At 53.5% G+C, this 14,840-nt stretch carries 12 protein-coding genes; 1 reads left to right on the top strand and 11 read right to left on the bottom strand.

The window, feature by feature from the left end:
• Positions 1-5: 5 nt before the first annotated feature.
• The 3 genes from GA0071314_RS10770 to GA0071314_RS10760 are packed head-to-tail and all read right to left on the bottom strand — an operon-like array spanning position 6 to position 2,373.
• Positions 6-674 (bottom strand): anthranilate synthase component II, encoded by a 669-nt coding sequence (locus GA0071314_RS10770; protein WP_074396639.1) that lies wholly within the window; start codon positions 672-674, stop codon positions 6-8.
• Complete coding sequence (locus GA0071314_RS10765) at positions 671-2,098, bottom strand: anthranilate synthase component I family protein (protein WP_074396638.1); 1,428 nt, start codon at positions 2,096-2,098, stop codon at positions 671-673. The genes GA0071314_RS10770 and GA0071314_RS10765 overlap by 4 nt, the downstream gene beginning before the upstream one ends.
• Positions 2,095-2,373 carry a Trp family transcriptional regulator gene (locus GA0071314_RS10760; RefSeq protein ID WP_074396637.1) on the bottom strand — a complete coding sequence of 93 codons (279 nt, stop codon included), beginning with the start codon at positions 2,371-2,373 and terminating at the stop codon, positions 2,095-2,097. Before GA0071314_RS10760 ends, GA0071314_RS10765 begins: the two co-directional genes overlap by 4 nt.
• Positions 2,374-2,483: 110 nt before the next feature.
• Here GA0071314_RS10760 and GA0071314_RS10755 point away from each other — a divergent pair, with 110 nt between their 5' ends.
• A complete protein-coding gene (locus tag GA0071314_RS10755) occupies positions 2,484-4,376 on the top strand; it encodes a monovalent cation:proton antiporter-2 (CPA2) family protein (protein WP_074396636.1) in 1,893 nt (630 codons plus the stop codon).
• A gap of 145 nt (positions 4,377-4,521) precedes the next feature.
• On the opposite strand, the gene GA0071314_RS10750 is transcribed toward GA0071314_RS10755, so the two are convergent.
• From GA0071314_RS10750 to GA0071314_RS10720, 8 genes are all read right to left on the bottom strand, one after another.
• Positions 4,522-5,265: a hypothetical protein gene (locus tag GA0071314_RS10750; RefSeq protein ID WP_074396635.1), complete on the bottom strand. Its 744-nt coding sequence runs from the start codon at positions 5,263-5,265 to the stop codon at positions 4,522-4,524.
• Between the two features lie 203 nt (positions 5,266-5,468).
• Positions 5,469-6,218: a hypothetical protein gene (locus tag GA0071314_RS10745; protein ID WP_074396634.1), complete on the bottom strand. Its 750-nt coding sequence runs from the start codon at positions 6,216-6,218 to the stop codon at positions 5,469-5,471.
• A 204-nt stretch (positions 6,219-6,422) separates the two neighbouring features.
• Positions 6,423-7,172, bottom strand: coding sequence for a hypothetical protein (locus tag GA0071314_RS10740; RefSeq protein WP_074396633.1), 750 nt, complete (start codon positions 7,170-7,172; stop codon positions 6,423-6,425).
• A 22-nt stretch (positions 7,173-7,194) separates the two neighbouring features.
• Positions 7,195-7,470 carry a hypothetical protein gene (locus GA0071314_RS19495; protein ID WP_156524110.1) on the bottom strand — a complete coding sequence of 92 codons (276 nt, stop codon included), beginning with the start codon at positions 7,468-7,470 and terminating at the stop codon, positions 7,195-7,197.
• A gap of 126 nt (positions 7,471-7,596) precedes the next feature.
• Entirely contained in the window at positions 7,597-8,337 is a 741-nt protein-coding gene (locus tag GA0071314_RS10735; RefSeq protein WP_074396632.1) for a hypothetical protein, read from the bottom strand.
• A gap of 22 nt (positions 8,338-8,359) precedes the next feature.
• Positions 8,360-11,719, bottom strand: coding sequence for a T6SS effector BTH_I2691 family protein (locus GA0071314_RS10730; protein ID WP_074396631.1), 3,360 nt, complete (start codon positions 11,717-11,719; stop codon positions 8,360-8,362).
• A complete protein-coding gene (locus GA0071314_RS10725) occupies positions 11,712-12,668 on the bottom strand; it encodes a DUF4123 domain-containing protein (protein ID WP_074396630.1) in 957 nt (318 codons plus the stop codon). The genes GA0071314_RS10730 and GA0071314_RS10725 overlap by 8 nt, the downstream gene beginning before the upstream one ends.
• On the bottom strand, positions 12,669-14,738 hold the full coding sequence (locus GA0071314_RS10720) for a type VI secretion system Vgr family protein (RefSeq protein WP_231896444.1): 2,070 nt from the start codon (positions 14,736-14,738) through the stop codon (positions 12,669-12,671).
• Positions 14,739-14,840: the final 102 nt, after the last annotated feature.

The raw sequence follows: 14,840 nt of genomic DNA, 5'->3' as shown, positions 1-14,840 counted from the left end.
GGACGTTAGACGTCATAGGCAAACAGAAAATTAGCGATCAGCTCCTTGCCGCCTTCGGTGGCAAACGACTCCGGGTGAAACTGAATACCGTGAATCGGGTAGTCGCGGTGCTTCACGCCCATCAGCTCAAACTCGCCGAGCGCTTGCCAGCGGCTGCGCTGTTCAAAGTTGTCAGCCGCCAGAGCGCCCACGGTGGCGGTTACTTCCAGACACTCGGGCAGAGTCGCTGCATCGGCAATCAGCGAGTGATAGCGCATCACTTCAAGCTGGTCCGGTACGCCGTTAAATACCGAATGGTTGTTGTGGTTAATTGGGCTGATCTTACCGTGCATGGGTAGCGGCGCTTTGATTACCTTGCCGCCGAACACGTGCACAATGCCCTGCATGCCCAGGCAAACCCCCAGTAGCGGAATGGTCTTGCCAAGCTTTTCAATTACCTCGGCACACACGCCAAAGTAGCGCGGATCATCCGGCGAGCCGGGGCCGGGGGAGATAATAATGCGATCCGGCGCCATGGCCTCTATTGCTTTGAAATCGATCTGGTTATTGCGTTTAACGAGTATCTCAAAGTGAGGCACCCTGCCGAGATTCTTCTCCGTGGCCAGAATCTCACCGATAAACTGGTAAAGGTTATAGGTGAAGGAGTCGTAGTTATCAATAATCAGCACCTTCATGCGGGGCTCTCCGTGTCCATATGCGTACTCATAAAAGGAGCAAGGGCTTTGCGGGTGCCGGCAAATTTGCGGCGGATTTCTTCGTATTCATCGGCGGCGTTACTATCAAACACGTTGCCGCCACAGGTTTGCACATAGGCATTCTCACCATTCACAAACACCGTGCGAATGGGGATGGCAAAGGTGCAGTCGCCGTTGAACGAGAACTGGCCTACCGCGCCGCCGTAGGGGCCACGCCCGTCATTTTCCAGATCGTCGATAATTTTCATCGCCTCGATTTTCGGCGCGCCGGTGAGGGTGCCCGCCGGGAAGTTGCTGGCCAGGGCGCTGAACATATCCTCGCCTTCAGCAATAATGCCGACGATCTCGCTGGAGATATGCTGCACATGGCTAAAACGCTTGATATCCATCAGGCTGCGTACTTTGACCGTGCCAAATTGCGCCACGCGACCAATATCATTGCGGTGCAGGTCGACGATCATATTGTGCTCGGCGATCTCTTTAGGGTCATTGAGCAGCGCGCGGGCTAACTGAGTGTCTTCCTGCGGTGTTTGACCCCGGGTGGTGGTGCCCGCTAGCGGAAAGGTTTCCATTTCGCCCTGGCGCAGGCGAAACAGCAACTCTGGGCTTGCGCCAATCAGCTTCTGATCGCCAAACTTGACGCAGTACATCTGCGGTGAAGGGTTGATGGTACGTAGCTGGTCGTACAGCGCGAGGGTGTCGCCCTTGATGTGGAAGCGTTTTTTAAAGCCGACTTCGCACTGAAATACTTTGCCGTCGATGATGTCCTGTTTCACCTTGGCCACAGCCTCGGCGTGCTCATCCTGGCTCATGGTATCGCCCAGGGCGGTGATGTGCAGCGGGCCAGGCGGCGTGTCGTCAGCGTCGATCAGTGTTTGCAGAAACGCATAGCGGCTATTGTCATAGTAGAAATAGATGACCTCTCCGGTCATCTTGTCGAGAATCAGGCCATCTTTATAGAGCCCAAACCGGAACGTATCGAAGTCGTTGCTGGCCTTTAGCGTTAGCGAAGGCTCGAAATACTGCATCGCATCGTAGCCCAGATAGCCGCTCAAACCGCCCGCATACTTACGCGAAATAATATTCTGGGGTATCAGGCTGCGCAGCAACTCATAAGGGTTATCGCTTGGGTAGTGGCTGGCATTTCCATCGCGGTCTTCGATCGTCAGCGTGTGGCCGTTGGCGTAAAGCGTGTATTCGGGGTCAAAACCGATAATCGAGTGGCGCGCCATGTGGCTGTCCTCGCCAAGCGACTCCAGCATGTAGCAGGTATCGAATTGCCGCTCGATTTTTTGAAACAAGGCAAAAAAGTCGCAGTCTGCCGCCAGGGTAACGTAGTGAGGCTTGCGCGGCAGCGTAAAGGGCTTTGGGCCTTTTGCGTCTTGCGTATCGGCAGTCGTCATAGCTGATCATTCCGTGAAGAGGGTCGTAAAGAAGGCAACGTGGTTAAGGCGCGTGAGCCACGCGACACCGTGGCGATCCCCACGCCTAGGGTCTCGGCGATTTTGCGGTGGGGCACACCCTCGCGTAGCAACCTAAAAATCTGCAGGCGTTTACTGATTTCTTGATATTCTGCAGGCGTTAACAGGCTGGCGAGCGCCTTGTCCATTGCATCGGGGGAATCAATGGCGAGCAAATACCCAATCAGTTCGGCCTGGTAATCATCATTTGAGCGCATATTTTGAATACATCGTGTGACACCAAGTGATATATGTCGTACTAGCGTACTAGTACGCTACCTGATTGCTCAGTGAAGTCAAGCTATTCGAAAAAATATAAGGAACCCAGATGACCGCGTACTTTATCCAGGCGTTTATTTATCTTGTGGCGGCGGTGATTGCCGTCCCTCTGGCAAAACGCTACGGGCTTGGCTCGGTGCTCGGCTACCTGATGGCCGGCGTGGTCATTGGCCCGATACTCGGCCTGGTGGGCCAGGAAACCACCACGATCCAGCACTTTGCCGAATTTGGCGTGGTGATGATGCTGTTTCTGGTGGGTTTGGAGCTCGACCCGAAAGGCCTCTGGGCGATGCGCGTGCGGCTGGTCGGCCTGGGCGGGCTACAGGTGACGCTGACCACCGCCGCGGGGACCGCCATTGCCTGGTGGCTGGGGCTTACCTGGCAAACGTCGCTGGCTATCGGCTTGCTGTTCGCGCTGTCCTCGACGGCGATTGTGCTGCAAACCCTGAGTGAAAAAGGCCTAGAAAAAACCGAGGGCGGCCGGAGCGCCTTCTCCGTGTTGCTGTTCCAGGATATCGCGGTCATTCCCATGCTGGCGTTGATTCCCCTGCTGGCGCTACCCGAGTTGGTGGGGGGCGGTGGCGATCAAGCGAGTCACGCGAGCATAAGCCTGGTGGCGCACTTGCCCGGCTGGGCGCATGCCCTGGTGGTGGTCGCGGCGATCGGCAGCGTGATTGCCGGCGGTTACTACCTCGGCCCGAAACTGTTTCGCTATGTGCTGGGCTCAGGCCTGCGTGAGGTGTTTACGGCCACGGCGCTGATGCTGGTCATCGGCATTGCCGCCCTCATGAGCCTGGTAAATCTTTCCCCGGCGCTGGGCGCGTTTCTGGCCGGTATCGTGCTGGCCAACAGCGAGTTCAAGCATGAAATCGAAGCCAATATCGAGCCGTTCAAGGGGCTTCTGCTGGGCCTGTTCTTTATCACCGTCGGTGCGGGGATCGACTTTCGGGTACTGGCCTCGCAGTGGGGCACGGTGCTGGCCCTTGGCGCTCTGGTGATTGCCGTCAAGGCGGCCATTCTGCTCGGCTTGGCGTTGCTGTTTCGGGTGCGTGGCAGCAATGGTTGGCTATTTACGCTAAGCCTTGCCCAGGCCGGTGAGTTTGGTTTTGTACTACTCACCTACAGCGTACAAAACAGCGTTATTCCCACTGATATTGCTCAGATCCTCTCGCTTGTCGTGGCGTTATCGATGTTCTTAACGCCGCTGCTATTTATTGCCTACGACCGGTTAGTACTGCCGCGTTATAGCAGTGTTAAAAACGATGAACGTGACGCCGATGCTATCGAAGAGCAGGCGCCGGTTATCGTGGCTGGAGTAGGGCGGTTTGGACAAATTATTTGCCGTCTGCTGCGGGCCAATAATATCCCCATCGTCGCGCTTGACCACGAAATCGAGCAAATCGAGATCCTGCGAAAAATTGGCATTAAAAGCTATTTTGGCGACGCCAGCCGCTCTGACCTACTCGAAATGGCAGGTATTAAAAGCGCCCGCCTATTGGTTGTTGCGATTGATGATCGTGATCGCGCCGTGCATATGGTGAAGCATGTAAAGCAGTACTATCCCAACGTATGGGTGTTAGCACGGGGATATGATCGCGGCCACGGCTATCAGCTTCGTGAGGCTGGGGCCGATGATGTCGTCAGTGAAACCTACCACTCCGCACTGGAGCTGGGCGGGCATGCGCTGACGGCCATGGGAGTTCACCCTATGCGCGCGAAGCAGATGACCTGGACGTTCGTGCAGAACGAGGACGCCCACGAGGACGAACTGTTTGACGCCTGGAAAGAGATCGAAGAAGGCATCAACTTCAGCCCTCGCTATGGGGAGCTGTTCATGAAGCTGGAAGAAGCGTTGAACAGCGCCATGCAGCAAGACTGGCCCGAACCCAAGCGCGAAGATGTACCGATCTGGACCCCGCCAGATAGCTCGAAAAGTCGTTAAAACGGTAAATGCAATGAGGCGCTGAGCATATCGAGATGATCAAGGGTGGGGTCGACGATGTGCTCTTATACAAGCTTGAATCTGATATCGTTGGGTCTGGGTTAGTTGTCGGTACTCCATGTTCTGCCAAGCAAGTGTCTCGTGTTCAAACATGGTACACATCAAATTTTCCTTCGATAACGGGGGTGTGGGGAAGCTCTTTTTGAAAAAAGCTCAAAACATCGCCATATTTTTCTTTAGGGATGAATATGGCTTTAACGAAATTTTTCATCTCTTTCCCAGTCTCAGGATGCTGCCAGTATAAGTTCAAACCAATGATACTTCTCTTTGGGTAAGCATAGATATTCTGCGCATCCCGCCAAGCAACATTATCTTCCATCTGATTGCGAGCCATCGAGTGATAGCCTTTAGAATTACCCATCAGCGCCGCCATCACGCCAATACTAACAGGGCCAATCGCCGCAATTATCAAGTTAGGGTTCACTAATACCAGAAACAGCACCCCCACCCCGGAAATAATGGCCGTCCATTTCATTACCGGTTTGACCGAATCGATCTGTGGTTTCCAGGAAAAAACTTCGATGTGTTTTTCGGTTAAACGGTAAACAATGATCGCCGTTTGGTGGGTCATGCTCATAGTGATAAGTACACCAAATGAGAAAACTCCTCCGCACAAAAGCATTTTACTAACAGTAGATTCAATCCCCCACCCAAATGCAAACCAAAGCCCCAACATCATAGAGATGCAGGACATTATTAACAGAATGATATTGGCTGGAAACGTATAGTAGTCCCGAGTACGTATCTGCCATGCCATCACTGCTGGTTCATCGGCATACTTCCAGGGCATCTCTGCTACATAGTCCCGCTTAGGTTGAATAAACCACATGGTGAATGCTCTCTTTTATCAATCAGGCAGTCGGTAACGTCAGGGGTAAGTTTGCTGAGTTTTCTGTATGACGGTAGCGTTTATCGATCTCGATATTTCCTTGGCTGGGAGTTGACTGACAGAAAGGAAAGGTGAAAGCATGAGCGACATAGCAAGTCCTATTTTATTTCTGGTCTTAGGTGAACTCACCACGCCATCAGTGCTTATTCCGGCAGCGTCGCAAAATGCGAATGCACAACAAGCTTTCCTTCACGATAGGGCGTATTCGGAAGGCGCTGCTTAAATATATCTAGGCACTTCTCGAAATCTTTTTTATGACAATAAACTTTGCTGTAAACAGAGTAATGTGAACCATCTTCATTATACCAAGTAAAACGCAGGCCAATCAGACAGCGCTTTCTCCAAACAGCAATATCTTCTGCATTTGGCCAATCTATCTCATGGTATTCTTCATTGCGCACCATCGACTGGTAGTCTTTAGAATTCCCCATCAACGCCGCCATCACGCCAATGCCAATAGGGCCAATCGCTGCAATAATAAAATCAGGATTAATAAATACCAAAAACAACACCCCCACACCGGAAATAATAGCCGTCCATTTCATTACCGGCTTGACTGAGTCGATCTGTGGTTTCCAGGAAAATACCTCGATGCGCTTATCGGTTAAACGATACACGATAATGGCCGTTTGGTGGGTCATGCTCATGGTAATGAGCACACCAAAAATAAATATCCCACCCCCACCTAGGACCGAAGCGAGTAGTGTAGCTTCTACAAAAAACAAAAGTAAGCCAACACCTGAAGTTATAAAAAACATAATAAAAAAAAGGATATTGGCAATGAACGTATTGTAATCACGTGCACGAATCTGCCACGCCATCACCGCTGGTTCATCGGCATGTTTCCAGGGCATTTCTGCTACATAGTCTCGCTTGGGTTGAATAAACCACATGGTGAATACTCTCTTTTATCAATCAGGCAGTCGGTAACGTCAGAGGCAAGCTTGCTGAGTTGTCCGTGTGACGGTAGCGTTTATCGATCTCGATCTACCCTTGGCTGGGAGTTGACTGATAGAAAGGAAAGGTGAAAGCATGAGCGACATAGCAAGTCCTATTTTACTTTCTGGTCTTAGGTGAACTCACCACGTCATCAGTGCTTATTCCGGCAGCGTCGCAAAATGCGAATGCACAACAAGCTTTCCTTCACGATAGGGCGTATTCGGGAGACGCTGCTTAAATATATCTAGACACTTCTCAAAATCTTTTTTATGACAATAAACTTTGCTGTAAACAGAGTAATGTGAACCATCTTCATTATACCAAGTAAAACGCAGGCCAATCAGACAGCGCTTTCTCCAAACAGCAATATCTTCTGCATTTGGCCAATCTATCTCATGGTATTCTTCATTGCGCACCATCGACTGGTAGTCTTTAGAATTCCCCATCAACGCCGCCATCACGCCAATGCCAATAGGGCCAATCGCGGCAATAATGAAATCAGGATTAATAAACACCAAACACAACACCCCCAAACCGGAAATAATGGCCGTCCATTTCATCACCGGTTTGACCGAATCGATCTGCGGTTTCCAGGAAAATACCTCGATGCGCTTATCGGTTAAACGATAAACAATGATCGCCGTTTGGTGGGTCATGCTCATGCTAATTAGCAAGACAAATCCCCCTCCCCCAGCTCCTAATAAAAATGAGGATATACCAGGTTCATTAAAAGAGAAAATTGCAAACCCTACTGCGAGTGAAATAATAAAATTTATACAAAATAAAATATTGGCAATAAACGTATTGTAATCACGTGCACGAATCTGCCACGTCATCACCGCTGGTTCATCGTCATGCTTCCAGGGCATTTCGGCAACGTAATCCCGCTTGGGTTGAATAAACCACATGGTGAATGCTCTCTTTGATCAATCAGGTAGTCGGTAGTGTCAGAGATAGGGTCGCTGAGCTATCTGAGTATTGATAACGCTTATCGATCTCTACAACATCACTCTTATGGCTGGGCTCTTTTTCGAAGAAGGGAAAGCGCAACGCCCCTTGGCTATCGCTATAGATCGCTTCGTCATAGATGACTTCCATTAAGAACGGCTGACCTTTGGGAAGTTGTTCCGCCGATAACCAGGCCTGCCATACTCGTAGCGGGTCATCTGCAGCATAAGAAACAGACTCTTGTAGCTGCAGGGGCACTTCCGATGACTACGACGTTTGAGCACTACCCGTAGGGGCCCAAAATGCCCGCTACCGATAATTAATTAGGCATTGATCACAACTGGCTTTCCAAGCCAGACAGCATACTCGCTTCAATAGTATTTATTAGTGATGCACATCAAAGGACTCTTCTAAAACAGGCACATCTGGTAGCCGTTTGGTAAAATATGCTAGGCAGTCTTCTAGGTTTTCCTTATTGCAGAATACTGGCCGTATATCTTCAGTGACCAATTTATCCACATCAGGATTATGCCAATGAATATTGAGCCCAATGATATTACGCTTTTTGTAAAAGTATAATTTTTTTGTACTCCCCCAATCAAACTCATAGTGAAGTTCATTTCTAGCCATCGACTGATAGTCTTTAGAGTTCCCCATCAACGCAGCCATAATGACAATACTAACAGGGCCAATCGCCGCAATTATCAAGTTAGGGCTCACTAATACCAGAAACAGCACCACCACCCCGGAAATAATGGCCGTCCATTTCATTACCGGCTTAACCGAGTCGATCTGTGGTTTCCAGGAAAATACCTCGATGCGCTTATCGGTTAAACGATAAACAATGATCGCCGTTTGGTGGGTCATGCTCATAGTAATAAGTACACCAAATGAGAAAACCCCCCCGCACAAAAGCATTTTACTAACAATAGATTCAACCCCCCACCCAAATGCAAACCAAAGCCCCAGCATCAAAGAGATGCAGGACATTATTAACAGAATAATATTGGCTGGAAACGTATAGTAGTCCCGAGTACGTATCTGCCACGCCATCACCGCTGGTTCATCAGCATGTCTCCAGGGCATTTCTGCTACATAGTCCCGCTTAGGTTGAATAAACCACATGGTGAATGCTCTCTTTTATCAATCAGGTAGTCGGTAGTGTTAAAGGTAGGGTCGCTGAGCTATCTGTGTATTGATAACGCTTATCGATCTCTACAACATCACTCTTATGGCTGAGCTCTTTTTCATAGAAGGGAAAGCGCAACGCCCCCTGGCTATCGCTGTAGATCGCTTTGTCATAGATGACTTCCATCAGGAATGGCTGGCCTTTGGGAAGTTGATCCGCCGATAACCAGGCCTGCCATATCCGTAGCGGATCGTCTGGGTTATAAGAAACAGACTCTTGAAGATGCAGGGGCACTTCCGATGGTGGTGTCGTTTGATAGCTATCCGAGGGGGCCCAAGAGCCTGCGACCAATCGCTCCGAGATAGTAACGGTTTCGCCCGCTAGGCTGGTAGGCAGGGCCAACTGCACCCAGTAGCCTTGTATGATGGGAACGCGTTTACCAGGAGAATACGGTGAGGACGTGCGGGAGGTGTCAAACTCTGCTCCCAGGGTAGTAACGGGTGTTAACTTGAGTGAAGGTTCAAGCAGCGCCTCATTCAAGGCGCGCAGTTCTGCACTGTTATCATCATCACTTCCTGTCCACTTATTGGCTTTACCCCAGGTGCTTTGATAGAGCCAGAGACGCACTCCCTCACGACGGTAATGCTCTGCCAATCCAGAGAACACCAAGTAGCCGACGCTGAGTATCAGCATCGCCCACCCTGCCCAGGGTGCCATTATCCAGCCAAAGGCAAACCAGCGGCTAGCGGCTGCACCAAATAGTTGAACTCCCCCAACAATAGTCATTCCCGTAGTTGTTAAGCCCTTCGCGATAAGGGCTACTCGCTCATCATCACCCGAAGCGTTGCCATACTGTTGAGCTATCTGCCAAGTCTCCACTCCTGCCCCAATCGCCGCAAAAGCGGCTAAACCGGCAACACGACTTGCAAGTTTCGCAGCAATTTTTTGCGCCCCCGTGTTACCCACATTCTTCCAGCGCTTAATGCCAACACTAGTCAACTTTCTTGTGCTCTCGGATAAAAACGCCGTTTGATTAGCATGCCGCTGCCAATAGGGCATGACCCAAAGCGACATCACAGCAGAGGTGGCGTAACTTGCCTGACTAGCCAGGGTGGTCATCTCTTCGCGGTCGACGCCATCTTTTTCCGCATCAAGCAGGGTATTGGTCACATTGGCTAGGTTAATCGCCGCTATCAATAACGGTAGCCCACCGATGCCACGGGCATTTATCCAGCGCTGCATGCGCTGCCGCGCGGCGGCTGCGTTCGCCGTGGCCCTGCCAAACCGCTGCTGGTGTTGTTCGCGCAGTTCACCAAACCCAAGGTCAGCCAGCACGCCTGCGCTTGCTTGGCTACCACCCCCTGCGGTGAAGCGCTTGGGTTCGTTTAGCGCTAGCAAACGCTGCTCCTGTTCAAGGTGAGTGATTTCTCGATGGATATTGGCACGCCCCCTAGGTGACATAGGCAAGCTTAACCTGCCCTTGAGAAGTGCCTTGGACTGCGATAAGCGCTGCATGTCACGTCGCCAGCGGCGGTGCTGTGCGCGTGCGGCGTCGTGTTGTTCTAAATAAAGGCCGTCATTATCAGGATGGACGAAGGCCACCACCATGGTGATCGAGAGGTTTCTGACTAACTGCTGCGAGGCGACTTGGGCACCCGCCCCAGCGGTAGGAAGCGCATGATAAGCAATGGATTGCCAACTCGCCTTGCCCGCTCCGGCGGCGACTTGCTTGAGTACAGAGAAAGCCTCTTTGACAGGCGTCGCCAACGCTTGAAAAACGGCCGACTGTTGAACATGTTCGTAGCCCAGGACAGTGTCAAGGTTAACGGCCACATTACCAAGGTTCAGCGCATCACTCAGTTCGATGGCGATTGCCTGATCATCTGGGTCACCGGCTGCCAGCCACTGGGCCGCCACTTGATCCAGAGCTTGTGCCAACACTGGTGAAAAGTTGTAGGGGCCGGTGCCCACCAGCGTAGCGCGCTCACGCAAGGTGCGGGTTAGCCATTCACGGCCCGTTTCACTGGCTCCGATGACTTCGGCGATCAAAGCGACTAACTCCAGCAGACACTGGCTTTGCGCCTCATCACAGTTGTCATAAAAGAGTTCTTCCGCTTGAGCCGGTAACCGTTCAAGCCAGACGATAATATCGTTGAGGCTGGCATGCACATGGCCACGTAACCGTTCTCGCTTGGGTTCGTAAGTGGTAAGAAAATCGACAGCCTCGTCATGATATACATCATCACGCCATGGACGTTTGCTTCTCCAAGCCTCCAGGTCCTCTCGGCTTGGCGGCTCGATCCCCAGGGCGGCTAAATTGGAATCGATCGTATCAAGCCGTTCTTCATGATGGCGCTCTAGGGTGGAGCCCTGCTGCCCAAAGGGAGAGCCGCGGTTAACGGCGCTAGACAGTTCCTGGGCCTCTAGGGCTTCCAACCGCTGCTGAAGCAGTTCCTGGGCCTGCCGATGCCGTTCTGGATCATCGCGTACGTCTTCGGGTAATTCGCTATCGTCAGGGCCGCATAACAGTTGCGTGACCGAGGCCATCTCTAATCGATGTCCATGTTCATCCAGAAAAGCCTCAAGCTCCATTTCGCGCCCGGCCAGTGCCATGTGTAGATCGTTAACGATCCCTAAATCGTCATCAAGGGCTATAAAGAGTGCTTCGTCGTGTTTCTCAACGTCTGCTAGCACGCTGTCCTGGGTGATTTCAGGTTTGACCTTGAGCAGCTCGTAGAGGCTGTCATCTTCGACTAAGCTGTTTTCGGCATCATTATCCCGCTCAATGGTCGAGACCGTGGTGGTGGTAAAACCATCGGCCGCCCCATTAGGCGTGATATCCGCCACGTGCTTGGCGAGTTGGGTTAAAGGGCCTACGTGGGCAGTGAATGACGTTCCGTCTGCGGTGGCGTTCAATGCTGCCATCGGGTCAAGGGGGCGCATCAAACGCTGACGTACTTCTGCATTTTCCAGCATGTGCTCGCGAATACGCTCGGTCCACTGTACCGATGAGTAAGCCAACGCCAGCGACGTGCACGTCGAGTAAGTGAGGTGGGAGGCACCGCTGAACGTAGCGCCTTCCACGCGGTATTCGTCAAGTCGTTGCTCTCCCTCTTCCTCCACCCAGACATAGAGCCAGCCGTCTCGCAGTTGTCGAAGCGTGTAGTCGCGGGTTTCGAGTGAAGGGTAATCTGGCCCCTGCCAATCATCGTCAATCGGGTGTGGCGCTGGCGCATCTGCCTCGGTGGGCGCCTCGTCAATGGCGTAACGCACGGGGAAAATATCGATGTCGATAAACAGTGGGCAGACACCGCCACCAAGGGGCGTTTCATCAAAGGCGGCATCGCGTGCCTGCGCTTGAGCATCCGTGTTAGCCATCGGCTTCCTCGTCTATAAATAGTGGTTCTTGGGAAAGTGATGCGTGACTCTGCGCGCTTTGAGGGGCGTTAGCGGCCGGGGTGCGGCTCCAAGCATCCAATGCATAAAGCTGATCTTGCCGGGAGAGGCGAGCGTCGTTAGGCGAATGCCGTGCCCAATCGGCATACAAGCCATCGCTCGCGGTCATATAGTCTTCGCCCCAGTTCAAGCTGAGCTCCACCCAGATGGCGACCTGGCGTTCCGTGCTGACTCCCCACGCGATGGCATCGTCTAAGCGGTCGTCAAGCCATTGACCACGCTCGTTGATAGGAAGATGTTCCCACGCTGTGATCGCATGCTCGCTAAGGTAATTCGTCAGTCGTTCCTTGAGCTGCCAGCGGACCACGGCATCCAGGGCGGTAAACTGATGGCGCCCAAAAGGAGGCAAGTCGGGCGTTTGCTCTGCCTCAGGCACTTCAAGGCTGGCATCCGCTCTAAACGATTGCCATTTTAGCGGGCGTGATGCTTCCCAATTAGGCGCCCAGTCCGCTACCCACCAGCGATCAATGGGGCCCATTAGTGCCCTCAACGGGGCCTTTTCATAACTCGCTAACCAGTGGCGGGTAACAAGTGGGTCAGCGAAGCGCAGTAGTTTCTCCTGACCACCTTCACCTTTAAATGTGACGCATTGGCGTAGATGCTCGCCTAGCGATGCCGTACTCGCCGAACTACTCAACAGCGAGAGCGAGCGGTAAAGCGCTTCTTCGCCACAGACGCTGGCTTCATTGGCAAGACTAGTGCCCCTTAACCGCACCAGTATGGGCCCCTGCTCGGCCAGTGAAGCCCAGCGTGTCGTTAAATACACCGGCTCAATCTCATCAAGGTCGTCTCGGCTATAGAGACGCTTAAAAGCCTCTGGATAACGCACGCCATCTATTAGCGCGTGCGTCGCCTCCCGAACATGTTCCATTTATCGGGTTCCTTGATGCTGATCTTCACAAATCTCACAGCTAGCGGGCGCTTTGAGTAAGCTTTTAAGCTGAGCAGGGCGGTTGATGGGTGCAACGACTTGATGGCTCTCAGCCTCCACCTCCTCCGGCAACTGCGGCGCCTGCGCCGCTTGCCCGCTGCCCGAGGCTGGGCTGCCGCCGGAGTTGATCTTGACCTGCGGGCCAACAATGGTGACGCCACTGGGGTCGATTTTCAGGAAGCTGCCACCTGCTTTTAGGGTGATTTCCGCGCCTGCTTCGATCACCACCTTCATGCCCGCTTTGTGATGAATTTCTTGCCCGGCTTCCAGCAGCTGAGCCTGGCCGATTTTTTCATGACGGGTGCCGTCGATCATCAGGTGGTCGTCGCCATCTACCTTCGTGTGGCGATTGTGATGCACTGTGTGGTGATCGTCGTTATCGATTTCGCTGATGCGGTCGTTATGCACCTTGAGGTGGCTGTCGTGCTGGATCTCTTCGGTGCGGTCGTTAAGCGTCAGTAGCTCCAGGTCTTTCTGGGCGTGGAGCCAGATCTGTTCTTCGCCCGCTTCGTCTTCAAAGCGCAGTTCGTTGAAGCCTTCGGCCTTGTGGCTTTGGGTGCGTAGTACCGTGCGGGTTTTGTGCTCGGGCAGCGGGTAAGGCGCGGTGTTGACGGCGTGATAGGTACGCCCGGTAACCAGCGGCTGATCTGGGTCACCCTCCAGAAACGAGACAATCACTTCGTGGCCAATGCGCGGAATGGCGATGCTGCCATAGCCGCCGCCCGCCCAGCCCTGGGCAACCCGCACCCAGCAGCTAGCCGTGTCATTTGGCTCTGCGTAGCGATCCCAGGGGAACTGGACCTTGACCCGGCCGTGCTCGTCGCAGTGAATCTCTTCGCCTTCCGGGCCAACCACAAAGGCAACCTGGGGGCCATCGACGCGGGGTTTGGGATTAGGCGTTGCTCGCCAGGGGGCATCACCGGGGATCAGCGTGACCTGATTGTGGTAGCGGGTCATCCCGGCAGAATCACTTTGAGTGATGCCGTCTTCTTCCAGCGCCTGGGGCTGCTCGCCGACATGACGTACTTCAATCGCCTGCCAATCGCGGTTGAGGCTGTCGGTGTCGTGGTCGGTCAGGCTAAAGCGCAGGCCGGGGGCCAGTTCTGGCAGGTCGCTTTCCGCGCTGGCAGTAATCGCCTCGCGGCGCAGTTGTTCCAGGCGGATGCGGGTAAAGGGCTCGCCGGAGGCGTCCTGCTTGTAGCGGCCGGGGTAGTCGTAGTGTTCGTAGTCCACTTGCTGGCCGTGCTGCTCAACGTCGCGGCCCAGGTGGTCGTGGAGTTGCGCATAGGCGGGGTTCTTGAAGCTGTAATCCTTGAGCGTGGCGGACGAACTCGCCACCCGGGCGGTATGGCTGAGTTTGCGCACATGGCGCATGGGAGCGGTGCCACCGGCACGGCTGTGATAGCTGAGCTCGCCTAGGCTAGTGAGTAGCTGCGGGTCGTCGGCGAAGATCAGCCGATGGGCGCCGCCGTCACTATCCTCGAACTCATGAAAATAAAACAGCCCCTCTTCGGCGGCCAGGCGCTCGATAAAGGCGAGATCCGTCTCGCGGTACTGCACGCAGTATTCGCGCTCGGCAAGCTCGCGGGTGATCGCAAAGGCCACGTCGCGGATGCCGCGCTCATCGCAGAGGGTGTTGATGATGGTGAGCGGGTCGACCTTCTGGAAGATGCGAGAGTTGTGGCGCAGGGAAAGCCGCCACAGTGCCGGGCGTAACACCAATGAGTAGAAGGTACGCCGGTGGCCGCGGTCGCCGCGGCCAAACTCGCTAACAATGCCGTGTACCCGGCGCAGCGGTTCGCCGTCCTGCCAGATGGTTAATGACGATTCACGATCCAGCAGCTCAGCCGCGTCCAAGCTGCCGTCGCGGCTGGCCAGGTTAAGCGCCAGCTCGAAAGGTTGGGAGAGCGCTTCGCGGTGGGTGAAGTCGATCACCGCGATGTCGTCAACGCCAGGTAGCGTCAGGGTGAATTGCAGGCCTGTCTTATCCGCCCCCATCCTGTCAGACATAATGCCGCTCCCTGGATCGTCAACTGCTAATGAGAAACGGTCAGAATAGCGAGCCAGAAGCGAAGCACAACCCATTTAGGGCAAGTCACAGCGATCTCTTAC

Source organism: Halomonas sp. HL-93 (assembly GCF_900086985.1).
Lineage (GTDB): Bacteria > Pseudomonadota > Gammaproteobacteria > Pseudomonadales > Halomonadaceae > Vreelandella.
This window is presented reverse-complemented; position numbering and strand designations above follow the sequence as displayed.

Bases quoted from the DNA above. Each gene is read 5' to 3' on its own strand.
- GA0071314_RS10730 (WP_074396631.1), bottom strand. From the start codon at position 11,719: ATGGCTAACACGGATGCTCAAGCGCAGGCACGCGATGCCGCCTTTGAT.
- GA0071314_RS10770 (WP_074396639.1), bottom strand. From the start codon at position 674: ATGAAGGTGCTGATTATTGATAACTACGACTCCTTCACCTATAACCTT.
- GA0071314_RS10725 (WP_074396630.1), bottom strand. From the start codon at position 12,668: ATGGAACATGTTCGGGAGGCGACGCACGCGCTAATAGATGGCGTGCGT.
- GA0071314_RS10745 (WP_074396634.1), bottom strand. From the start codon at position 6,218: ATGTGGTTTATTCAACCCAAGCGAGACTATGTAGCAGAAATGCCCTGG.
- GA0071314_RS10760 (WP_074396637.1), bottom strand. From the start codon at position 2,373: ATGCGCTCAAATGATGATTACCAGGCCGAACTGATTGGGTATTTGCTC.
- GA0071314_RS10750 (WP_074396635.1), bottom strand. From the start codon at position 5,265: ATGTGGTTTATTCAACCTAAGCGGGACTATGTAGCAGAGATGCCCTGG.
- GA0071314_RS10740 (WP_074396633.1), bottom strand. From the start codon at position 7,172: ATGTGGTTTATTCAACCCAAGCGGGATTACGTTGCCGAAATGCCCTGG.
- GA0071314_RS10735 (WP_074396632.1), bottom strand. From the start codon at position 8,337: ATGTGGTTTATTCAACCTAAGCGGGACTATGTAGCAGAAATGCCCTGG.
- GA0071314_RS10765 (WP_074396638.1), bottom strand. From the start codon at position 2,098: ATGACGACTGCCGATACGCAAGACGCAAAAGGCCCAAAGCCCTTTACG.
- GA0071314_RS10755 (WP_074396636.1), top strand. From the start codon at position 2,484: ATGACCGCGTACTTTATCCAGGCGTTTATTTATCTTGTGGCGGCGGTG.
- GA0071314_RS10720 (WP_231896444.1), bottom strand. From the start codon at position 14,738: ATGTCTGACAGGATGGGGGCGGATAAGACAGGCCTGCAATTCACCCTG.